The sequence below is a fragment of the Pseudomonas sp. BB438 genome (genome assembly GCF_057180225.1).
On record NZ_CM170001.1, the window covers coordinates 556,800 to 578,274 of the forward strand.

The 21,475-nt window shown below is 64.7% G+C and carries 14 protein-coding genes and 1 tRNA gene; 7 read left to right on the plus strand and 8 right to left on the minus strand.

What is annotated here, in order from left to right:
- Window positions 1-146 precede the first annotated feature (146 nt).
- Window positions 147-2,120 carry a PhoX family protein gene (locus AC1ZV1_RS02665; RefSeq protein ID WP_484295419.1) on the plus strand — a complete coding sequence of 658 codons (1,974 nt, stop codon included), beginning with the start codon at window positions 147-149 and terminating at the stop codon, window positions 2,118-2,120.
- A gap of 160 nt (window positions 2,121-2,280) precedes the next feature.
- Here the strand turns inward: AC1ZV1_RS02665 and fnr are convergent, their stop codons facing one another.
- A complete protein-coding gene (fnr, locus tag AC1ZV1_RS02670; RefSeq protein ID WP_484295420.1) occupies window positions 2,281-2,982 on the minus strand; it encodes a fumarate/nitrate reduction transcriptional regulator Fnr in 702 nt (233 codons plus the stop codon).
- 334 nt (window positions 2,983-3,316) lie between these two features.
- On the opposite strand from fnr, the gene AC1ZV1_RS02675 reads away from it, so the two are divergent.
- The 5 genes from AC1ZV1_RS02675 (at window position 3,317) to AC1ZV1_RS02695 (ending at window position 8,210) form a co-directional block, all read left to right on the plus strand.
- Window positions 3,317-4,036 (plus strand): COG4705 family protein, encoded by a 720-nt coding sequence (locus AC1ZV1_RS02675; protein ID WP_484297492.1) that lies wholly within the window; start codon window positions 3,317-3,319, stop codon window positions 4,034-4,036.
- A gap of 106 nt (window positions 4,037-4,142) precedes the next feature.
- Window positions 4,143-5,432 carry an NAD(P)/FAD-dependent oxidoreductase gene (locus tag AC1ZV1_RS02680; RefSeq protein WP_484295421.1) on the plus strand — a complete coding sequence of 430 codons (1,290 nt, stop codon included), beginning with the start codon at window positions 4,143-4,145 and terminating at the stop codon, window positions 5,430-5,432.
- Window positions 5,433-5,445: 13 nt separating this feature from the next.
- The gene (locus AC1ZV1_RS02685) at window positions 5,446-5,997 is read left to right on the plus strand and encodes a helix-turn-helix domain-containing protein (RefSeq protein ID WP_192296265.1); all 552 of its coding nucleotides are present in this window, start codon (window positions 5,446-5,448) and stop codon (window positions 5,995-5,997) included.
- A 173-nt stretch (window positions 5,998-6,170) separates the two neighbouring features.
- Entirely contained in the window at window positions 6,171-7,520 is a 1,350-nt protein-coding gene (locus tag AC1ZV1_RS02690; protein WP_484295422.1) for a glutamine synthetase family protein, read from the plus strand.
- Window positions 7,521-8,051: 531 nt separating this feature from the next.
- Window positions 8,052-8,210: a YqaE/Pmp3 family membrane protein gene (locus AC1ZV1_RS02695; protein WP_017516589.1), complete on the plus strand. Its 159-nt coding sequence runs from the start codon at window positions 8,052-8,054 to the stop codon at window positions 8,208-8,210.
- Here AC1ZV1_RS02695 and AC1ZV1_RS02700 read toward each other — a convergent pair.
- The 3 genes from AC1ZV1_RS02700 to AC1ZV1_RS02710 all read right to left on the minus strand — a co-directional run bounded on the left by AC1ZV1_RS02700 (window position 8,207) and on the right by AC1ZV1_RS02710 (window position 12,441).
- Window positions 8,207-9,775, minus strand: a complete 1,569-nt coding sequence (locus tag AC1ZV1_RS02700) for a methyl-accepting chemotaxis protein (protein WP_484295423.1) — start codon at window positions 9,773-9,775, stop codon at window positions 8,207-8,209. The genes AC1ZV1_RS02695 and AC1ZV1_RS02700 overlap by 4 nt on opposite strands.
- Window positions 9,772-11,952 carry a putative bifunctional diguanylate cyclase/phosphodiesterase gene (locus AC1ZV1_RS02705; RefSeq protein WP_484295424.1) on the minus strand — a complete coding sequence of 727 codons (2,181 nt, stop codon included), beginning with the start codon at window positions 11,950-11,952 and terminating at the stop codon, window positions 9,772-9,774. The genes AC1ZV1_RS02700 and AC1ZV1_RS02705 overlap by 4 nt, the downstream gene beginning before the upstream one ends.
- A 165-nt stretch (window positions 11,953-12,117) precedes the next feature.
- Complete coding sequence (locus tag AC1ZV1_RS02710; protein WP_484295425.1) at window positions 12,118-12,441, minus strand: hypothetical protein; 324 nt, start codon at window positions 12,439-12,441, stop codon at window positions 12,118-12,120.
- 421 nt (window positions 12,442-12,862) lie between these two features.
- Here AC1ZV1_RS02710 and AC1ZV1_RS02715 point away from each other — a divergent pair, with 421 nt between their 5' ends.
- Window positions 12,863-13,462: a serine acetyltransferase gene (locus AC1ZV1_RS02715; RefSeq protein ID WP_484295426.1), complete on the plus strand. Its 600-nt coding sequence runs from the start codon at window positions 12,863-12,865 to the stop codon at window positions 13,460-13,462.
- Window positions 13,463-13,569: 107 nt separating this feature from the next.
- Here the strand turns inward: AC1ZV1_RS02715 and AC1ZV1_RS02720 are convergent.
- From AC1ZV1_RS02720 to dnaG, 4 genes are all read right to left on the minus strand, one after another.
- Window positions 13,570-13,646: transfer RNA gene (locus AC1ZV1_RS02720), tRNA-Ile, on the minus strand.
- A 16-nt stretch (window positions 13,647-13,662) separates the two neighbouring features.
- Complete coding sequence (locus AC1ZV1_RS02725; protein WP_484295427.1) at window positions 13,663-17,397, minus strand: bifunctional diguanylate cyclase/phosphodiesterase; 3,735 nt, start codon at window positions 17,395-17,397, stop codon at window positions 13,663-13,665.
- A 105-nt stretch (window positions 17,398-17,502) separates the two neighbouring features.
- Window positions 17,503-19,353, minus strand: a complete 1,851-nt coding sequence (gene rpoD / locus AC1ZV1_RS02730; protein WP_484295428.1) for an RNA polymerase sigma factor RpoD — start codon at window positions 19,351-19,353, stop codon at window positions 17,503-17,505.
- 78 nt (window positions 19,354-19,431) lie between these two features.
- Window positions 19,432-21,456: a DNA primase gene (gene dnaG / locus AC1ZV1_RS02735; RefSeq protein ID WP_484295429.1), complete on the minus strand. Its 2,025-nt coding sequence runs from the start codon at window positions 21,454-21,456 to the stop codon at window positions 19,432-19,434.
- Window positions 21,457-21,475 lie beyond the last annotated feature (19 nt).

The window sequence follows — 21,475 nt, forward strand, 5'->3', positions numbered from 1 at the left end:
GGCGGCTTTTATTCCCGCCGCCGAGCCTGCCATCAGGCTCGGCGGCGTTGTCATGCCGACGTAACACCCCGTTCCTAACCTTCCGCCGAGAGCTTTACTGACAATCCGAGCCGTCAGACAGGCGGCCGTGCGGAAGGAACCTTCTGATGAGCGAACGTTTCCAGGATTTTCACGAGCGATTGGCCGCCTTCGACGATCAATCGATCAACCCCTCCGGCAACGTCCCGATGAGCGAGATCATTGACGCCTCGCGCCGTCGCCTGCTGAAGAACAGCCTGGTGCTGGGCGCGGTCGGCTTCCTCGGCGGCGGCCTGTTGCCCGGCCGCTCGCTGTTCGCCGCCGACGCCCCGGTGCCCACGGCGCTGCTCGGCTTCAAGGGCGTACCGGTGCAGCAGGACCCGAGGTTCGACCGAGTGATCGTCGCCGAGGGCTACAGCGCGCGGCCGTTCTTCTCCTGGGGCGACGCCGTGGTGAGCGGCTCGCCGGCCTGGAAAGGCGACGCCAGCGAAGACTGGAAAGCCCAGGAGCTGCAGGCCGGCGACAACCATGACGGCATGCACTACTTCCCCTTCCCGGACGCGCCGGACAGTCACGGCCTGCTGGTGATCAACCATGAGTACATCAACCCGACGCTGCACCCCAAGGGCCAGACTTTCGAGGACCGCCCCGATGGTTCGCGCGGCCGCCCGGAAGGCGAGGTGCGCAAGGAAATCGCCGCCCACGGCCTCAGCGTGATCGAGGTGAAGAAGGACGCCGGCGGCCAGTGGCTGCGCGTCGAAGGCTCGAGCTACAACCGCCGCATCACCGGCAGTTCGCCGCTGGACCTGTCCGGCCCGCTGGCCGGCCACGACCTGCTGCGCACCGCCAGCGATCCCGAGGCCAAACAGGTGCTCGGCACCCTGAACAACTGCTCCATGGGCGTCACGCCGTGGGGCACCTACCTCGCCTGCGAAGAAAACTGGCACCAGTACTTCGTCAACCGCGACAAGGACGACTACGCCAAGCGCGTTTCGCACAAGCGCTACGGCTTGTCCAACGGACCGTTCAGCAACTACTACGCCTGGGAAGCGGTGGATGAGCGCTTCGACGCCACGCCCAGGGCCGACCAGCCCCACGGCGGCCACGTCAACGAACCGAACCGCTTCGGCTGGGTGGTGGAGATCGATCCGTTCGACCCGTCTTCCACGCCGAAGAAGCGCACCGCCGTCGGCCGTTTCTGCCGCGAATGCTCGACCCTCTCGCTGGGCGCCGACAACCGAATGGCCTTCTATTACGGTGACGACACCAAGGGCGAGTACGTCTACAAGTTCGTCCCGGCGGGCACATTCAACCCGGATGATCGCGCCGCCAATCGCGACCTGCTCGACGAAGGCACGCTCTATGTCGCGCGCTTCAACGCCGACGGCAGCGGCCAGTGGCTGCCGCTGGTGCACGGGCAGAACGGCCTGACCGCCGAGAACGGTTTCGCCAGCCAGGCCGAGGTGCTGGTCAACGCCCGCGCCGCCGCCGACAAGCTGGGCGCCACACCGATGGACCGCCCCGAGTGGGTCGCCGTGCAGCAGGCCACCCGCGAGGTCTACGTCAGCCTCACCAACAACGACGGGCGTGGCAAGAAGCAACCGGTGGACGCCGCCAACCCGCGCAAGGAAAACCTCCACGGGCAGATCCTGCGCTGGAACGAAGCCGGCGGCGACCCGACCGCCACCACCTTCCAGTGGGACATCTTCCTGCTGGCCGGCGAGCACCAGGGCGCCAACGCGCCGGAAAACCTGATCGGCACCATCAACGGCGACATCTTCTCCTCGCCGGACGGCCTGTACTTCGACGCCGCCGGACGCCTGTGGATCGAGACCGACTACGACGATGACGTCCCGGCGATGCAGGCCATGGGCTGCAACCAGCTGCTCTGCGCCGACCCGAGCAGCCGCGAGGTGCGCCGCTTCCTGGTCGGCCCGCGCGGCTGCGAGCTGACCGGCATCACCCAGACCCCGGACGGCAAGACGCTGTGGGTGAACATCCAGCATCCAGGGATCAGCTTCCCGGCCAGCGACGGCAAGAGTATCCCGCGCTCCACGACGCTGGTGATCACCAAGGACGATGGTGGCGTGATCGGGACGTGATGAGCAGAGTGGCGAGGGTGAGGGGGCTTTAGCGAGACTCGCCGCTCGGGTGGTTTGCGAGCAAGCTGGCTCATGCAGAAGCAGGAGCTGGCACGGAACTATCGGGGGAATGCGGACCCTGTAGGAGCGGGCTTGCTCGCAAACAAGGTCCGCTGGAACCTTAAAGTTCGACCTCACCCCCGGCCAGCGCGCACAGCTCGGTGAAGTCGACGATTTCCGTCTCCCGTCCGTCGACTCGGATCAAGCCGTGTTTCTGCAGGCGGGTGAAGCTACGCGAAACCGTCTCCACCGCCAGCCCCAGGTAATCCCCGATTTCGTTGCGTGACATGCTCAGGCGGAAGCGCGTGGCGGAGAAGCCGCGCTCGCGGAAGTGCGCGGAAATGTTCAGCAGAAAGGCCGCGATGCGCGAGTCCGAGTTCAGTCGCGAGAGCAGCAGCTTCATCTGCTGATCCTCGCGGATCTTGCGGCTCATCATCAGCATGATCTGGTGCGACAGCCCCGGAATCTGGATCGACAGCTCTTCGAGCTGGCTGAACGGGATCTCGCTGCATAGCGTGCTTTCCAGTGCCTGCGCCGACACCGGGTAACTGCCTTCGCCCATGCCGGAGAAGCCGAAGATCTCGGTGGCGAAGTAGAAGCCGGTGATCTTTTCCAGCCCCTGCTCGTTGGTGGTGAAGGTCTTGATCGAACCGGAGCGCACCAGGTACACGCTGTGGAACGGATCGCCCTGGCGGAACACGAAGTCACCCTTGTGCAGCAGGTGCCCCGGCTTGATGATCGCCTCGAGCTCCTGGACCTTGTCGTCACTCAGGGTCGGCGGCGCCAGCCGGCAGTTCTTGCAGTACGGTTGCGGTTTGATCATCTGATTCATCCCTATCCCCATGCGCCACGCGCGTAGTCAAGCGGTCCTCGGGCGCATTGCCCCCACGTAAAACCATAGCAACTGAACGTGATCTGTCATCCGTCGGTGGGCCGGGCGCGAAGTTGGCCAATGGATTTTTCATACCCGCTTGACCCTTTCTTCACTGCGCCACCTTCAGTCTCCCCGACCATGCGCCAGGGGGTTATCGGGGGAGACCGCCAACTCCGGGGTGCAGCGACGCAATCACTCGGTAAGACCTGCGTCGATCCCGCTCATTTCCGGAGACAGACCCGTGAACAACAAATTGCCACAGATCACCCTGGCCTTCTGGGTGATGAAGATTTGCGCCACCACCCTGGGTGAAACCGCAGGCGACCTGCTGTCGATGACCCTCAACGTCGGCTACGCAGTCAGCTCGCTGATCCTCATCAGCCTGTTCCTGATCACCCTGGTCGGCCAGCTCGCCAGCAAGCGCTACGTACCCTGGCTCTACTGGCTGGTGATCCTTTCCACCAGTACCGCCGGCACCACCATGTCCGACTTCATGGACCGTACCCTGGGGCTCGGCTACGCCACCGGTTCGGCGATCCTCGTCAGTATCCTGGTGGCGATCTTCGCGGCCTGGCGTTTCAGCGGTATCTCGCTGTCGGTGGACAACATCCGCAACTTCAAGGGCGAGATGTTCTACTGGATCGCGATCCTCTTCTCCAACACCCTGGGCACCGCACTGGGCGACTTCCTCGCCGACGACTCCGGCCTGGGCTTCGCCGGCGGCGCGCTGCTGATCGGCAGCCTGATCGCCGTGGTGGTGGTGCTGCACTACTTCACCAAGCTGTCCTCGGTGCTGCTGTTCTGGGTGGCCTTCGTGCTGACCCGTCCGTTCGGCGCGACCCTGGGCGACGTGCTGACCAAGTCCCACGAGAAGGGCGGCCTGGACTTCGGCACCATCGGTTCCTCGGCCATCCTCGCCGGCATCCTGGTGGCGCTGGTGGTGGTGGTCAGCGTGCGGCAGAAACGCGAGGAGCAGGGCGGCGCCGCGGTGCTGTCTTCCTGACCCAGCGCACTCGGCCCCTCTCGCGAAAGTGACGACGGGCTAGCCTTGTGAAATTTGTTCTGTTATTTTTCATGAAAAATAATCAGAACAATTTCACGAGGTTGCAATGTTCCTGCGTTCGCCTGAGCCGGTCGGCACCTACTACGCCGGCGCAAACCCCGAGCTGATCCAGCCGCGCGACGCGCTGCGTGAGCCGCTGGAATGCGAAGTCCTGGTGATCGGTGCCGGGTTCAGCGGCCTGCACACGGCGCTGCAACTGGTCGAAGGTGGCCGCCAGGTCTGCATGATCGAAGCCAGTCGCATCGCCTGGGCCGCCTCCGGGCGCAACGGCGGACAGGCCTTGCCCGGCTGGTCCAGCGACCTGGGCCCCATCGAGGACGACCTCGGCCACGAAGGCGCGCTGCGCCTGTGGCAAGGCATGCTCTGGGCCGCCCACGAGCTGCGCGACCTGCCGCAACGCCACGGTTTCGACTGCGACTACCGCATCGGCCACCTGTGGACCGCCGTGCTGCAACGCCGGGTCGGCTCGCTCTACGACTGGCAGGCCGAAGCCAACCGCCGCTGGGGCTACGAAGGCCTGCAGGTCATCCCGCGTGAAGAGCTGCCACAGTGGATCGCCAGCGACCGCTACCAGGCCGGTCTCTACGACCCCAACTCCGCTCACCTCAACCCGCTGAAACTGGCCTACGGCCTGGCGGGCGCCATCGAGCGTGCCGGTGGCCGCATCTACGAGCAGACCCGTGCACTGAGCTTCCGCGAGAGCGGCAACGGCTATGAAGTCACCACCGAGCATGGCAGCGTGCGCTGCGCCTCCCTGGTGCTGGCCTGCAACGCCTACATCGACGGGCTGGACCGCGACGTCTCCGAGCGCATCCTGCCAGTAGGCACCTACCAGGTCGCCACCGCGCCGCTGGGCGAGGAACTGGCGCGCTCGCTGTTGCCGAAGAACTGCTGCGTCACCGACAACCAGTTCGTCCTCGACTACTTCCGCCTGACCCCCGATCATCGCCTGCTGTTCGGCGGCGGCTGCACCTACCTGGGCGGCATGCCCTCGGACATCCGCGCCGCCACGCGCCCGTATGTCGAGCGGGTCTTCCCGCAGCTCAAGGGTGTGGAGCTGGAATACGCCTGGGGCGGGCACATCGACTGCAGCATGCGGCGTACCCCGGACATCGGCCGGCGCGGCGACCTCTACTGGCTGCAGGGCTACTCCGGCCACGGTGTGCTGCCGAGCCTGGCCGCGGCCCATGCCGTGAGCGAAGCCATGTTCGGCCGCAGCGACGAGCTTGACCTCTATCAACGCATCCGCAATCCCGGGTTCCCCGGCGGCCAGCGCTTCGCCGCGCCACTGGAAGCCGTCGGCAAGGCCTGGTATCGATTGCGGGACTTCATCTGAATCGGATTTCGCCATGACCCAGACGGTTGCCAACGAACACCTTGCCACGCTGATCCGCGACCTGCGCAAGCACAAGAACCTCACCCTGGGCGAGCTTGCCGAGCAGATCGGCCGCTCGGTGGGCTTCCTTTCCCAGGTCGAGCGCGGCCTCTCGCAACCAACCGTCGCCGACCTCACCGCCATCAGCGAAGCGCTGGGCGTGCCGACGACCTACTTCTACGCCGGCGACACCCGCCGCGAGCGCGACTGGGTGACCCGGCCGAACGACCGCCGCACCCTGTACTACGCCGGTGGCGTCACCGACATCCTCGCCTCGCCGAACATGTCCGGCGGCTTCTCACTGCTCGACAGCATCCTCGCCCCCGGCGCCACCAGCGGCGAGGGCCACCTGGACGACAGCTCGGAGCAGGGCGGGTTCGTCCTCGAAGGCGAACTGACCATCTGGTACGAGGACGACACCGTCACCCTCTACCCCAACGACAGTTTCCAGCTGCCGCCGCACAGCCAGTTCCGTTACGGCAACCTCACCGACAAACCGACAAGGGTGCTGTGGATCTTCACGTGAATTTCGACCGGTACCTGCTGGGCTCGCCCATGCGACGTTGGAAGTCGGCTCGGACTGCTCATTTAGCGGCCTAAACTCCGCATCCGAGCCGACTCCCGCCTTGCCTGGCCTTCGCTCGCGACGGTCCCGCCCCGAAATTTCTCCCAGCGCCCGAGAACAAAAAGGCAACCTCAATGAACCGCCCGATGCATCCCGACCTGCTCAGCGAAGTCCGCGCCTTCCGCCAGCAATACCCGGACATTCGTTACGTCGACCTGATCTGCCTGGACATTCCCGGCCACTTCTACGGCAAGCGCTACCCTGTGGACATGCTCGAGAAGGTCGCCGCCGGCAGCCCGCTGAAGCTGCCACAGAACTGCGTGTTGCTGGGCGTTCAGGGCGGCCTGCATCCCATCGGCGACTACTGCTTCAACGATGGCGATCCGGATGCGCCGCGCCGCCTGATCCCCAGCTCGCTCAAGCCGGTGCGCTGGGAGAACCAGCCGCTGGGGCAGATGCTGATCAGCTCCGACGGCACCGAAGCGCCCATCGAGTTCGAGCCGCGCGAAGTGCTCGCCCGCGTCATGCAGCGCCTGGAGTCCAAGGGCATCCGCCCGGTGGTGGCCTTCGAGCTGGAGTTCTACCTGTTCGACAAGAAGCTCGATGCCGGCCTGCCGCAGTACCCGCGCGACCCGCTGTGCGACGACGAGGACGACCAGCCGAACATGCACATCGAGCGCCTGTCGCGCTTCTCCGACGTGCTCCACGAGATTGTCGACGCCTCCCGCGAGCAGGGCGTGGACGCCAACGTCATCACCGCCGAGATCGGCCCGGGCCAGTTCGAGATCAACTTCGCCCACTGCGACGACGGCCTGCACGCCGCCGACCAGGCCGCGCTGTTCACCCGCGCCACGCGCGGCGTGGCCCTCAAGCATGGCTACCGTGCCAGCTTCATGAGCAAGCCTTACCTGCATGCGCCGGGCAGCGGCATGCACGTGCACGTCAGCCTGTACGACCGCGACGGCAACAACCTGCTCGACCGTGACAACCAGCAGGCCTTGCGCCACGCCGTGGCCGGTTGCCTGGAGCTGCTGCCGCATTGCATGCCGATCTTCGCCGCCAACCACAACGCCTATCGCCGCTACGGCTCCCGCGTGAACGCGGCGAGCAAGGCCAGCTGGGGCTTCGAAGACCGCGATGCGTGCATCCGCATTCCGGAGTCTGACGGCAAGAACCTGCGTATCGAGCACCGCCTCGCTGGCGCCGACGCCAACCCGTACCTGGTGCTCGCGGCGATCCTCACCGGCATGGAACACGGCCTGGAAGCCCGCCAGGAGCCGATCCCGCCGCTGAACGAAGACCGCGCCAGCGGCATCGACTTCCCCCGCGACATGCTCGGCGCCGTCGCCGAGATGGAAGACCACCCGGTGGTGAAGGAGGGCCTGGGCAGCGAGTTCGTCTTCGTCTACTGCGAGAACAAGCGCCACGACCACCTGGACTTCATGAACGAAGTCAGCGCGCGGGAGTACCGCTGGTTCCTGTGACGCTGAACCTGTAGGAGCGAGGGGGACGCCATCGTCATTGCTTGCGAACAGCTCCGCAGCGGGGCCGGGTTCGCGAGCAAGAACTAGGCGCCCCCTCGATCCTACGAAAAGCCGAGGTCCCCGGCGAACGCTAATCCCGCCGCCATGCCGGACGGCTCCCTCTCCCTCTGGGAGAGGGCTGGGGTGAGGGCGGCTCCGGCACGGACTCCACCTGTAGGAGCAACTGTCTTTCTCTGAAAGTCCGTACTTGGGCTTTCCCTCTCCCTAACCCTCTCCCTGAAGGGAGAGGGGACTGGTTGGGTGGCGGCTGAAACCACAGTGTCAGCCGGCACAGATAGCTCCCTCTCCCTTCAGGGAGAGGGCGGGGGAGAGGGCTGCCCCTGCGCAGAACTTCACAAGCGGGCCATGCTCGCAATCGCGTCCATGGGGCGCTCCTGCAGGCAGGCGTCGCAGCCACCCAGATTCTCTGAACCCGCTCCGCTTGCCTGCGGTCCACTCCATGCACGTAGCAATCTCACAAGGAGCCACCGCATGGACTTCATCCGCATCCTCATCGCCATCCTTCTGCCGCCGCTGGGCGTGTTCCTCCAGGTCGGTTTCGGCGGCGCGTTCTGGCTCAACATCCTGCTGACGCTGCTCGGTTACATCCCCGGTATCGTCCACGCCGTGTACATCATCGCCAAGCGCTAGAGTGCCCGGCTGCCCTCCCAGAAATGCTCCGCCAGCCTCCGCAGCTCCGCCGACAGTTCCGCCATGCGCGCGGCGCTGCGCTGGCAGGTGTCGACCTTCGTCGCGTTGCTGTCGGCCGAGCCGCGAATGGCGTGCAGGCTGCGCTGCACGTCTTCGCTGGCGACGCCCTGTTCCTCGATGGCTTCGGCGATCTCCAGGCTCATCCGCTGGATCGCCGAGACCTGCTCGCTGATGCGCTCCAGCGTTCCCGCCGCCTGCCCGGCCTGGGCCAGACTGGCCGCTGCCTGGTCGCAGCAGTGCCATAGCGCCCGCACCGAATCTTCGGCACCCTGCTGAAGGTTGCCGACCAGCGACTGGATGTCCCGCGCAGAGTTTTCCGTGCGCGATGCCAGCGCGCGAACCTCATCGGCAACCACCGCGAAACCGCGCCCGCTTTCCCCGGCGCGTGCGGCCTCGATGGCGGCGTTGAGCGCCAGCAGGTTGGTCTGCCCCGCGACGTCACGGATCACCTCGAGCATTCGCGAGATCGCCTCGCTATGTTCCTTCTGTTGTTCGACTGCTGTGCTCGCCGCGCGTACACCGGCTTCCAGCGCGGCCAGTTGCCCGCGCGTGCCGTGTACGTCCTCATGCCCGGATTGGGTGATGCGCTCGCTGCATTGCGCCGCCACCGCGCTGTGCTGCGCGTGACGGGCGACCTGCTGGACGCTCTGTGCCAACTGCTGCATCGCGCTGGCGACCTGCTCGGTCTCGCGCTGCTGCAGTTGCGAGGCGGCGCTGCCGCCCGCCATGGCGTCGGCCAGCGCCGCAGCGTGTTCGGCCAGTTGATGCGAGGCGTCGGCCATGCGCCCGACCACGGCGGCAGTTTCCGCCTCCAGCATGCGGAGGGCGAAATCCAGTTCGCCGAACTCGTCCGTGCGGCCTGAGTAGAGCTGCTGGCTCAGCGGGTTGTCGGCGATCTTCCGTGCACGCCCGAGCAGCGCGCCGAGCGGTTGCAGGCGAAGTACCAGCCAGGCGCCGGACACGCCCAGCGCCAGCAGGAAGGCCAGGGCCGTCAGCTTGGGCAGCAGCAGCGCCAGCAAGGCGCCGCCCGCCTGGCCCAGCAGCAGGCCGAGCAGCAGCTGTGCCACCAGTGGCAGGCGAGGGCGGCTCAGTGTTGCGCCCGCGCGCAGGCGAGCGTAGAGGTGCTCCGCGGCGTCGATCTGCTCGGCGCCGGGTCGCGTGCGCACCGACTGGTATTCCACCACCTTGCCGCCATGGCGGATCGGCGTGACGAAGGCGCTGACCCAATAGTGGTCTCCATTCTTGCAGCGGTTCTTCACCAGGCCCATCCAGCTGCGCCCGGCTTGCAGTGTCTGCCAGAGGTGGGCGAAGGCAGCGGGTGGCATGTCCGGATGGCGCACCCGGTTGTGGTTGAAGCCGACCAGCTCCTCGGCGTCGAAGCCGCTGATCTGGATGAAGTCCGGGTTCACATGGGTGACCGCTCCCTTGAGGTCCGTGGTGGAGAGGATGTTGGCATTGACCGGGACATCCACCTGGCGCCCGGTGATCGGCAGGTTCTGCTTCATCGCTGGTGCTCCAGGCGGGGCTGGAAGAGCTGTTCCGGCGCCAGCGGCTTGCTGAACAGGAAGCCCTGGGCGTGGCGGCAGCCTTCCTTGCGCAGGAAGTCGAGGTGCTCCTGGCGCTCCACGCCTTCGGCGACCACTTCCAGGCCGAGGCTGTGGCCCAGGCCGATGATGGCGCGGCAAATGGCGCTGAGTTCCGAATCGTCCGGCACGCGGGTGATGAAGCTGCGGTCGACCTTGAGGATGTGCAGCGGGTAGCGCTTGAGATAGCCGAGCGAGGAATAGCCGGTGCCGAAGTCATCCAGCGCCAGGCGCACACCCTCGGCGGCCAGCTCGCGCAGGCAGGCGAGGGTTTCCGCGCCGTCCTGCATCAGCAGGCTTTCGGTGATCTCCAGTACCAGGCTGCGCGGCGACAGGCCGCTCTCGGCGAGAATCTGCTGCACCCGCGCGGCGAAGCCCGGCTGCTGCAATTGCCGGCTCGACAGGTTGACCGAGCAGTACAGGTTGCGATGCCCCTGGCTCTGCCACAGCGCGGTCTGCCGGCACGCCTGGCGCAGCACCCAGTCGCCTACCGGAACGATCTCGCCGGATTCCTCCAGCGCCGGGATGAAGTCCAGCGGCGAGATCGACTGGCCGTTGTGTTTCCAGCGCAGCAGCACCTCGACGGCCTCCCAGTGCGGCGAGTCGCGGTCCAGGCGGACGATGGGCTGGTAGTGCAGGCTGAATTCCTCGCGGCGCAGGGCCTGGGCCAGGGCGCTTTCCAGATCCAGTCGACGCTGCGCCTCGGCCTGCAACTCCAGGCTGAAGCGTGCGTACTGCGCCTTGCCGGCTTCCTTGGCGCGGTACAGCGCGAGGTCGGCAGCCTGCAGGGTGTCGATGGTCTGGCCGTCGGTCATCAGCCCGGTGATGCCGATGCTGGCGCTGACCACCAGGGTGCGGCCGTCCACATGCAGCGGCTGGCGCAGGCAATCGAGCATGCGCTGCGCGACCTGCTCGGCGTCGACCAGGCTGGCGAGGTCGTCCAGCAGTACGACGAACTCGTCGCCGCCGAAACGTGCCAGGTGGTCGCCAGGCCGCAGGCAGCGCAGCAGGCGCTGGGAAACTTCCACCAGCACGCGATCACCCACCGCGTGGCCGAGGCTGTCGTTGATCAGCTTGAAACGGTCGAGGTCGATGAACAGCAGGCCGGACTCGCGCGCGCCAGGGCGGCGTTGGCGCATCAGGGCCTGCTGCAGCAACTCGTCCAGGCGCAGTCGGTTGCCCAGGCCGGTGAGCGGGTCGTGCCGCGCCGCGTGGCTGAGCTGGTGCTCACTGGCCTTGTGCTGGCTGATATCGGTCTGCGAACCCGCCATGCGCCCGTCAGTGACCACACCGCGCGCGAGCACCCAGAGGTAGTTCCCGTCGCGTTGGCGGATGCGGTACTCGTGGCTGAGCAACGCGCTGCTACCGCGCAGGTGTGCGTCGATGGCCTTGCGCAGGCCGGGCAGGTCGTCCGGGTGCACGCGGGCGAACCAGCTGGTGCTGCCTTCGCCGAGGTTGTCGCGGGTCAGGCCGAGCATGCGCGCCCAGCGGTCGGACACGTAGAGGCGGTCGTTGCCCAGGTCCCAGTCCCAGATACCGTCGTTGGCGCCGCGCAGGGCGCGGGCGAAGCGCGCCTCGCTGTCTTCCAGGGCCTGGCGCTGGGCAGCACCGTAGGTGTCGATGGCCAGCGACATGTCGAAGAACACCCGCTTGAGCAGGCTGGCGTAGGTCTTGGCTTCCGGAGCGTCGCCCATCAGATCGGCGAGCATCTGGTCCAGGTACAGGCGGTAGGCGCCCATGTACCACTTCAGCTCGACGCCGACCTGCTGGTGCACCAGCCCGATGCGCAGGCGGTCGCGCACGTAGTCGGCGTCCTGCGGGGCGTCCCACAGCTGGCGGTAGTATTCGAACTGGCTGCATTTCAGCCGCGCCAACGTTGCCGGCTCGGCGAGGATCGCTCCCAGCGGCGGGTAGTGGCGCAAGTGGTCGTAGAGCTGCTCGATGAAGCGCTCGTGGCAGCCTTCCAGTTCGGTGGCGCGGCCGTGGAGATGGCCGCCATCCTCCTCTCGCCACTCCAGGTAACTCAGGCGCTGATCGACTTCCATCGTCGACAGGCCGATGCGCTCGAGCACGCTATCGAGCTTCGGTCCCAGGCCCATGTTCGGCTCCTTGCGGGTCTGCTGTTTTTGTCGGGCATGAAAAAAGCGCCGGCTCGTCGTCCAGTCGAAATCGACGGCGACAAACTCGGCGCTTTGTCTTGCAGGCCCACAAGTCCTGCCCGGCAAAGCCAGCTTCCGCAACGGCGGAACGCGGGTGGGAGTCTTTTACACCAGGGAGCGAGGGCCCGACAACTCCTGCAACGCGCCGCTCAGCCGCTGGCGCAGCTCGCCCAGCTCGCGGGAGCGGAAGGCATGTCGGGTCCTTTCCAGCACTCCGATGGCATCGGCCAGCAGCGCCAGCAGACGGGCCGAATCGCTCAAGGGCGCGTCCTTGAACCATCGGCACAGCGGCGCCTGTTCGCAGTTGCGTGGTCCTTCCATCACCGCGCAAGGCAGTTCATAGGCCGCCAGCAGTGCACGAACCTGGCGCGCCAGCGCCGGGTCCTGGGAAGTGACCAGCAACTGGACTGGATACCGGTGGAGAGTCATGAGGGGCTCACTCATATCAGGGAGATGCCAATTTAATGGCTAGTGGCTATCTGATATTGACCCCTGTCATGTCGATAGGATACGCGCGCCAGATGGTCGACGGCTGGTGTGAAGTGGATCGCATTGCGGCGATGGAAAACTGCCGCGAATTGCCGCGGAAAACTACTGCGGGAAGCTGGTCGCGCTAATTTCTGACGTTTGGGGGAGCCATTAGCCGATAGATGGCATTTGATCGACGTGGGTGGTTGTACACGCGGAGCATTCCCCCGCGGTGCCGTTCCAGCGAATCAAGAGCTTGATCTACGCGTTCAATGTATCGACTGGTCCTGTCCGTTGACCCTCTGCCTTCCGGATCGTATTGGAAAAGATACTGATTCGTTACAATTCGATGAATTTCATAATACGGTTTTGGGATGGACAGGTGAGTGGATCCATCCCGTTTGATGAGGTGCAGGTGAAGTACATGGATTGGGAAGGCCTCAAGCAGCACTGGCGTGTTGAGGTGATGGGCGGCGGACGGAAGAAGCTGAAGATCAGAACCATCCTCCGGCGTATCAGCCATAAGGAGCAGAAACACTATCTGTTCTGGTTCCGGCTGGCTCAGTACCTGCATCGCCGTCCCAAGGGGCTCATTAACTACAAGAAGGTTGCGCGACGCATACATGGCCGGCTGATCCGTACCCACGGGATCGACATCATGTTGGGAGCGGAAATAGGCGCTGGGCTGAGCATCGCTCACCGCGCCAGCATCGTCATTGCCGACAAGGTGCGAATAGGCGAGAACTTGTCCATTCGCCAGAACACCACCATTGGTGTGATCTCTCCCAAACAGTCAGGACTGATTCATATTGGCGATAACGTTGAGTTGGGCGCCAACGTTTGTATCATCGGCGACAATATTCGCATCGGCGATAACGTCACTATCGGGGCGATGGCCTTCGTAAACAGGGATGTTCCAGATAACAGTGTTTGCTATACACGCCATCTTGCGACTATTACGTCCAAGCGAGCGGATCGATGATCGTCCAACCTGGCTTACAGGGGGACGCAATCGTCACTTTAGCCAGGTTCTCCTAGGGCCACAAACACGAAAGCCGCGCAAAGCGCGGCTTTCGTGTTTGTGAAGGGTGGTGGGCCCACACGGACTTGAACCGTGGACCAAAGGATTATGAGTCCTCTGCTCTAACCAACTGAGCTATAGGCCCCCAGAAGGCGGGCGGATTATACCGGTGCGTTCTGGCTTGCGCCAACCGGATGCAGCGGGACCAGGAACCTGTTGGCAAAGGCGTCGGCCGGCAGCGGGGCGCTCAGGGCGTAGCCCTGGATCTGGTCGCAGCCTTCGGCTTCGAGGAAGCGCTCCTGGGCTTCGTGTTCCACACCTTCTGCGATCACCGTGAGGTTCATGCTGCGGCCCAGGGCGATGATGGCGCGGGCGATGGCGGCGTCATGCGGGTCGTCCGGCAGGCCGTGGACGAAAGACTGGTCAATCTTCAGGGTGTCCAGCGGCAGTTGCTTCAGGTAGCTGAGCGAGGAGTAGCCAGTGCCGAAATCGTCGATGGCCAGTTGCACGCCCAGGCGCTTGAGGCTGTGCAGGATGGCCAGGGCTTCCTCGGTCTGGTGCATGAGGAAGCTTTCGGTGATCTCCAGCTGCAGGCGCGAGGACTGCAGGTTGTACTGGGTCAGCAGCTCGCGGATGCGTTCGACCAGGTTGGTCTGGCGCAGCTGGGCGCCAGCCAGGTTGACCGACAGCGGACCGAAGGCGGCGTGGCTGTCCTGCCAGCGGCTCATCTGCCGGCAGGCTTCGCGCAGCACCCAGTCGCCCAGAGGCAGGATCAGGCCGTTCTCCTCGGCGAGGGGAATGAAACGGTCCGGCGAGATGGCGCCGAATTGCGGATGTCTCCATCGGATCAGGGCTTCGGCGCCCACGAGCAGGCCGGTGCTCAGGGAGAGCTTGGGCTGGTAGTAGAGCTGCAACTGGTCGCTCTCCAGGGCGCGGCGCAGTTCATGCTCCAGGGCCATGCGCTCGGTGGCCTGGAAGGTCAGTTCGCGGGTGTAGAATTCGACACGGTTGCGACCCTGGGCCTTGGCCCGGTACATGGCGGCATCGGCATTCTTCACCAGAGTCGCGACGTCGCTGCCGTCGCTGGGGTAGAGGCAGATGCCGATGCTGGCGCTGACGAAGAACTCCTGCTCACCGGCGATGAACGGCTTGTCGAAGCAGATCAGCAGCTTGTTCGCCACGTGTTCGGCGTCCAATGCGTGGTGCAATCCGGGCAGCAGGATGATGAACTCGTCGCCACCCTGGCGGGCCACGGTGTCGACGTCACGCAGTTGTTCGCGCAGGCGCGTGGCGATGGATTTGAGCAGCAGGTCGCCGACCGGATGGCCGAGGCTGTCGTTGATGTGCTTGAAGCGATCGAGGTCGAGGAACAGCACGGCGCCCTGATGATCGTCTTCCTGGGCTTCCTTGAGCGAGGCGTTCAGGCGGCTTTCGAACAGCAACCGGTTGGGCAGACCGGTCAGTGGGTCGTGGTGCGCCTGGTAGTCGAGTCGTGCCTGGGCGTATTTGAGGGTGGAGATGTCGGCGAATACGCCGACGTAGTGCGACAGTTCGCCGTCGGCATTGCGCACGGCGCTGACGGTCAGCCATTCCGGGTACAGCTCCTGGTTCTTCCGGCGATTCCAGATTTCGCCCTGCCAGTGGCCTTCGGCATTGAGCTGATGCCAGAGGGCAACATAGAAGCTGCTGTCGTGCTGGCCGGAGGCGAGCAGGCGCGGCGAGCTGCCGAGGGCTTCCTGCTCGCTGTAGCCGGTGATCTCGGTGAAGGCGCGGTTGACCGCGATGATCTGCTGCCGCGCGTCGGTGATCATCACGCCTTCGGCGGTGCTCTCGAAAACGGTGGCGGCGAGACGGAGCTTTTCCTGCATCTGCTGCTGCTCGGTGATGTCGCGAGCGATGGTCAGCATGCAGTCGTCGTTACCGATGGTGATGCGGTGGGCGGACAGTTCGCACAGGCGCAGGCTGCCGTCGCGGGTGCGGATCTGCGCGGTGAAGTCCGGGGCGCTGGGGGTGTTGTCGAGAATGCCCAGCAACTTGCTGCGGTCGGCCGGATTGGCCCACAAGCGCAGGTCGAGGGTGGAGCGCTCGGTGGCTTCCTCGCGGCTGTAGCCGGTGATGCGGGTAAATCCCTGGTTCACCTCTACCAGCCGGCCATCGCTGATGCGCGAAATAAGCATGCCGTCGGGCGAGGCGTGGAAGGCCTTGGCGAATTTTTCCTCGGAGACGCGCAGTTGTTCCTGGGTTTCCTTGACCTGGGAGATGTTGCGTACGACCACCACCAGCGCCGGCGTGTCGTCGAGGACGACGTGCTGGGCGGACAGCAGGCCGGTGAAGCGCGTGCCATCGCGACGGTTCAGCGGGATCTCGACGTTGTTCAGTTGATCGTCCTGCAGACGCGCGAGCATCGCCGGGCCCATGCCGGGTTCGCCCCAGATACCCAGTTCGGTGGAGGTCTTGCCTAGCGCCTCGCTGGCGGGAATGCCGATCTGTTGCTCGAAGGTGCTGTTCACCGCCAGCAGTTGCCCGTCGACGCGGCGGGCGAGGACGATGATGTCCGGGCAGTGGTGAAACACCGAGGCGAATTTCTGTTCGGACAGGCGCAGGGCCTGCTCGGTATGCGTCGCTTCGGTGATGTCGATCATCAGGCCGCGCAGGATCAGGTCGTCGCCGTGGTGGATCAGCGTGACGATGTCGCGTATCCAGACGATTCGTCCATCGGCCGCGAGCATGCGGTAGTCGAAACTGTGGTTGCGCCCGGCCTGGCTTTCGGTGAGGCAGAAGTGGATGGCGCGCTCAGCGTCTTCCGGGTGCAGGGTGCGCTGCCAGAAGCCGGGTTCGAGCCAGTCCTTGATCGGGTAGCCGAGCAGCCGTTGGGCATGGGGCGAGACGTAGGTGAAACGGTTCTCCGTCAGGCGCATTTCCCAGGCGATGGCGGTGAGGCTTTCCACCAGGCCGCGGTAGTGCTGTTCACTGTCGCGCAGGGCCTGTTCGAGCTTCTCGCGGCGCTGCATTTCTCCGCGCAGGCGGCGGTTCATGGTGAACAGCACCAGCAGGATGAGGGCCGTCAGCAGGGCGATGGGGAGAACGACGCGGAACACCTCGGGCCAGACGCTGCGACGATCCACCAGACCGCCAACCCAGGGAGCCTGTAGAGCCTCGATCTGCTCGGGCGTCATGTCGGCGAGGACCTTGTCGAGGATGCCGACGAGGATCGCCTGGTCTTTCGGCACGGCCATCGCCAATTGGTAGCGATACGGCGTTTCACCGCTGATCTGTAGGCCTTCGAGCTTGAGCTGGCGCAGGTTCCAGACGCTGGAGGCGAGGTCGCCGACGAAGGCGTCGACCTGTCCGGTAGCCAGGGCCTGCAGGCCGGCGGCGATGCTCGGCAGCGGTTGCAGGTTGAGATCGGGGTGGTTGGCGACCAGCAGCTCGTGGGGTGCGTAGTGGGCGACCACGCCGACCTTCAGCCCGTAGAGCTCCTTCACGTTTGCCGGCTCCGGGCCGTTCCGGCGCGCGAGGATGATGATCGGGAAATCGAGGTAGGGGCGGGTGAAGCTGAGGTAATCGAGGCGCGTGGGCGTGGCCATGACGCCGGGGAGCAGGTCGATGCGATTGTCTCGGGCCCGTTGCAGCAGGTCGGTCCAGTTGGATGGCTCCACCGACTCCAGCGTCACCTTGAGCTGTTCGCTGATGTACTTCACGTAGATCGGCGCGAGGCCCTGGTAACGGCCCTCTACGTCACGGAATTCGAACGGAGGCCAGGAGGCATCGACGCCCAGGCGCAAGGTGGGATGCGCTTGCAGCCACTGCTGCTCCTCGGGCGTGAGGCTCAGGGCGAATGCCTGTCCCGCCCAGAATGCGAGGCACCACAGTAGAACTGCCTGCAGACGCGGCATGAAGGGCCTCATTCCAAGCGGGGACTACGCCGAAGTGTAGACGTGGCACTTTGCCCCGTGGAAGACCCAAAGAAAAACCCCCGGTTTCAGGCCGGGGGTTCTTCATCACTCGTCGAGGAAGGAGCGCAGATGCTCGCTTCGCGACGGGTGGCGCAACTTGCGCAGCGCCTTGGCTTCGATCTGGCGGATACGCTCACGGGTCACATCGAACTGCTTACCGACTTCCTCTAGGGTGTGATCGGTATTCATGTCGATGCCGAAGCGCATGCGCAGGACCTTGGCTTCGCGAGCGGTGAGGCCGGCGAGGACTTCGCGGGTGGCTTCCTTGAGGCTCTCGCTGGTCGCCACTTCGATCGGCGACTGCATGGTGGAGTCCTCGATGAAGTCGCCCAGGTGCGAGTCTTCGTCGTCACCGATCGGCGTTTCCATGGAGATCGGTTCCTTGGCGATCTTCAGGACCTTGCGGATCTTGTCTTCCGGCATGTCCATGCGTTCGCCAAGCTCTTCCGGGGTCGGTTCACGGCCCATCTCCTGCAGCATCTGGCGGGAGATACGGTTGAGCTTGTTGATGGTCTCGATCATGTGCACCGGAATACGGATGGTGCGGGCCTGGTCGGCGATCGAGCGAGTGATCGCCTGACGGATCCACCAGGTGGCATAGGTCGAGAACTTGTAGCCGCGACGGTATTCGAACTTGTCCACCGCCTTCATCAGGCCGATGTTGCCTTCCTGGATCAGGTCGAGGAACTGCAGGCCGCGGTTGGTGTACTTCTTGGCGATGGAGATCACCAGGCGCAGGTTCGCCTCCACCATCTCCTTCTTCGCACGACGGGCTTTCGCCTCGCCGATGGACATGGCGCGGTTGACGTCCTTGATCTCGGCGACGGTCAGCTGCGAGCTGGTTTCCAGGTCGACCAGCTTCTGCTGGTTGCGCAGGATGTCGTCACGCAGGCGTTCGATGGCTTCGGCGTACTTGGGCTTGCCCTTGAGTACGGTGTCGACCCAGGCGGTGTCGGTTTCGTGGCCGGGGAACTGGCGCAGGAAGTCGGCGCGCGGCATGCGGGCATCACGCACGCACAGTTGCATGATGGCGCGTTCCTGGCGACGGACGCTGTCCAGCGAATCGCGGACCTTGGCGACCAGCACGTCGAACTGCTTGGGCACGAGCTTGATCGGCATGAACAGTTCGGCCAGGGCGAGCAGTTCCTCGCTGGCTTGCTTGCTGCCGCGGCCGTGTTTCTTCAGGGCCTTCTTGGCTTTTTCCAGCTGCTCGGAAACGGCGCCGAAACGACGGGCGGCTTCTTCCGGGTCCGGACCGCCATCGCCTTCGTCGTCATCGGAGCTGTCGCCGTCGGACTCTTCGTCCTCTTCGTCCTTTTCCTTGGCTTCGGCGTCATCCTTCAGGCCGACTGGCTCGACTTCTTCTGCCGGCAGGCTGCCGTCATCCGGGTCGATATAGCCGCTGAGCACGTCCGACAGACGGCCGCCTTCGGCGACGATGCGGTTGTACTCTTCAAGGATACCGTCCACCGCGCCAGGGAACTGGGCGATGGCGCTCATGACTTCGCGAATGCCTTCCTCGATGCGTTTGGCGATTTCGATCTCGCCTTCGCGGGTCAGCAGTTCCACGGTACCCATTTCACGCATGTACATGCGCACCGGGTCGGTGGTGCGGCCAACGTCGCTCTCTACCGCGGCAAGGGCGGCAGCGGCTTCTTCGGCGGCAGCTTCGTCGGTATCGGTTTCCGCCAGCAACAGGGCATCCGCATCCGGGGCTGTCTCGAATACGTTGATCCCCATGTCGTTGATCATGCGGATGATGTCTTCTACCTGTTCCGGATCAGAGATATCCTCCGGCAGGTGGTCGTTGACCTCCGCGTAAGTCAGGTAACCCTGCTCACGACCACGGGTGATCAACTCTTTGAGACGAGATTGCTGTTGCGCTTTTCCGGACATAACACCCTATCCACTGAAGGTCTTGGCGGGCTGAAATAAGCCGAGGATTATACCAGATTCGAGGCTTCAGACGCCAGTTCAGCTCTGGCTGCCTGTTGAAGAGGGGGTGCTGTAGTGCTCCCGCAGTAACGCTTTCTCTTCGTCGGTCAGTTCACTGGGATTCTTTCGCAGCACGCTGTGCAGGCGGGCTTCACGGCTGCTGAGCAGCTGGTTGTGTGCAAGTGTAGTAATGGTGTCGATGAACTGCTTTTCAAGATTGCCGTCATCGATCAGCCACTCTTTCCCCGCCAGCACCTGTAGCAGGCGCCCTTGGGGTGTTCCGTGCCAGCGTGCGATAAGGTGCATCGAGCTTTGCTTCGGATTCTTCTGCAACGCTTCGACCAGTGCGGCGAGCAGTTGCGAATAGGTTTGTCCCTCGTTGGAGAAGTGGCTTGCGTCCTCGACGCTCTGCGCCAGTTGAGGATGGTGCAGCAGGGTGCGCAGCGCGGTCAGGGTCGGTGATTCGACGCTGATCTCGGTGCGCGGCTGGCGTGGCGCGAAATCGCCCTTCTTGCCTTTGCCGTCCCATTTGCGATCGCCCTTCCAGGGCTTCTTGCCCTGCTTGCTTCCGCCGTTCCCGGCGGAAAACTCCATCGGCGCCTCGAAGTAGTTCGAAGCATCCTGATAATGACTGTCGCCCTGCTCTGCGAACTGGCCCATGTCGTAGTCGGCATACTCGTGGGCGTGCTGGTCCGAGCCGTGCGTCTGCACAGGGGATGCCGCATGGCTGGGCCTGCCCTGGGCGGAAAGGCCGGAGCGTGGTGCGCTGATCTGGCTGAGGGCCTCGGCGGACAGGCCGGTGATCTCGCCCAGGCGCTGGCGCATCAGCAGGCGCAGGGTGTTGCCGGGAATCTTCTCCAGCAGCGGTCCGGCCAGGGTCGCCAGGTGCGCCTTGCCTTCCAGCGTGCTGGGGTCGGCTTCCTGGGTCAGTTGCTGAAAGAAGTAATCCGCCAGCGGCTGGGCCTGGTGGGCGAGGCGGGCGCGGAAGGCGTCGGGACCTTCGGCACGGACCAGGCTGTCCGGGTCTTCGCCTTCGGGCAGGAACAGGAAGCGCACCTTGCGTCCGTCCTGCAGGTTGCTCAGCGCCGACTCCAGCGCACGCCAGGCGGCGTTGCGGCCAGCCTGGTCGCCGTCAAAGCAGAAGAGGATGTTCGGCACAATGCGGAACAGTCGCTTGATGTGTTCTTCGCTGGTGGCTGTGCCCAGGGTCGCGACCGCGTTGCGGATGCCCTGCTGGGCCAGTGCGATGACGTCCATGTAGCCTTCGACCACCATGATCTCGTCGAGATCCCGGTTGTTCTTCCGCGCCTCGTACAGGCCGTAGAGCTCCTGCCCTTTATGGAAGACAGGGGTTTCCGGCGAGTTCAGGTATTTCGGCTTGTCGTCCCCCAGTACCCGGCCGCCGAAGGCGATGACCCGGCCGCGGCTGTCGCGGATCGGGAAGATCACGCGGTCGCGGAAGCGGTCGTAACGCTTGCCGCTGTCGGGGTTTTCCACCAGCAGGCCGGCGTCGAGCATGGCCTTGAGCTGCAGGTTGTCGCCGCCGAGGTTCTTCAGCAGGTTGTCCCAGCCCGGCGGGGCGAAGCCCAGGCCGAAGTCGCGGGCAATCTCACCGGTCAGGCCGCGGCCCTTGAGGTATTCCACCGCAGCCTTGCGCGCCGGGTGGCCTTTCAGCGCCTGGCGGTAGAACTCGGCGGCGGCGGCCAGCAGTGGGTACAGTGGCGAGTCGACTGGTTGACGGGGCTTGTTGCCGCGTCGGCCTTCCTCGCGGGGCACGTCCATTCCGGCGCGCTTGGCCAGGTCCTCGACGGCCTGGACGAAGTCCAGCTGGTCGTGGTCCATGATGAAGCCGAGCGCGTTGCCGCCGGCGCCGCAGCCGAAGCAGTAATAGAACTGCTTGTCCGGGCTGACGGTGAAGGAGGGGGTCTTCTCCTTGTGGAACGGGCAGCAGGCGCTGTAGTTCTTGCCGGTCTTCTTCAGCTGGATGCGCGAACTCACCACGTCGAGAATGTCGGTGCGGTTGAGCAGGTCATCGATGAAGGATTGTGGAATCAGGCCGGCCATAGACTCATCGGGACACTGG

Excerpts from the sequence above, each read along its gene's own strand:
- rpoD (WP_484295428.1), bottom strand. The coding sequence starts at position 19,353 with ATGTCCGGAAAAGCGCAACAGCAATCTCGTCTCAAAGAGTTGATCACC.
- AC1ZV1_RS02695 (WP_017516589.1), top strand. The coding sequence starts at position 8,052 with ATGGACTTCATCCGCATCCTCATCGCCATCCTTCTGCCGCCGCTGGGC.
- AC1ZV1_RS02685 (WP_192296265.1), top strand. The coding sequence starts at position 5,446 with ATGACCCAGACGGTTGCCAACGAACACCTTGCCACGCTGATCCGCGAC.
- AC1ZV1_RS02700 (WP_484295423.1), bottom strand. The coding sequence starts at position 9,775 with ATGAAGCAGAACCTGCCGATCACCGGGCGCCAGGTGGATGTCCCGGTC.
- AC1ZV1_RS02680 (WP_484295421.1), top strand. The coding sequence starts at position 4,143 with ATGTTCCTGCGTTCGCCTGAGCCGGTCGGCACCTACTACGCCGGCGCA.
- AC1ZV1_RS02675 (WP_484297492.1), top strand. The coding sequence starts at position 3,317 with ATGAAGATTTGCGCCACCACCCTGGGTGAAACCGCAGGCGACCTGCTG.
- AC1ZV1_RS02705 (WP_484295424.1), bottom strand. The coding sequence starts at position 11,952 with ATGGGCCTGGGACCGAAGCTCGATAGCGTGCTCGAGCGCATCGGCCTG.
- AC1ZV1_RS02710 (WP_484295425.1), bottom strand. The coding sequence starts at position 12,441 with ATGACTCTCCACCGGTATCCAGTCCAGTTGCTGGTCACTTCCCAGGAC.
- AC1ZV1_RS02690 (WP_484295422.1), top strand. The coding sequence starts at position 6,171 with ATGAACCGCCCGATGCATCCCGACCTGCTCAGCGAAGTCCGCGCCTTC.
- AC1ZV1_RS02665 (WP_484295419.1), top strand. The coding sequence starts at position 147 with ATGAGCGAACGTTTCCAGGATTTTCACGAGCGATTGGCCGCCTTCGAC.
- AC1ZV1_RS02725 (WP_484295427.1), bottom strand. The coding sequence starts at position 17,397 with ATGCCGCGTCTGCAGGCAGTTCTACTGTGGTGCCTCGCATTCTGGGCG.
- fnr (WP_484295420.1), bottom strand. The coding sequence starts at position 2,982 with ATGATCAAACCGCAACCGTACTGCAAGAACTGCCGGCTGGCGCCGCCG.
- dnaG (WP_484295429.1), bottom strand. The coding sequence starts at position 21,456 with ATGGCCGGCCTGATTCCACAATCCTTCATCGATGACCTGCTCAACCGC.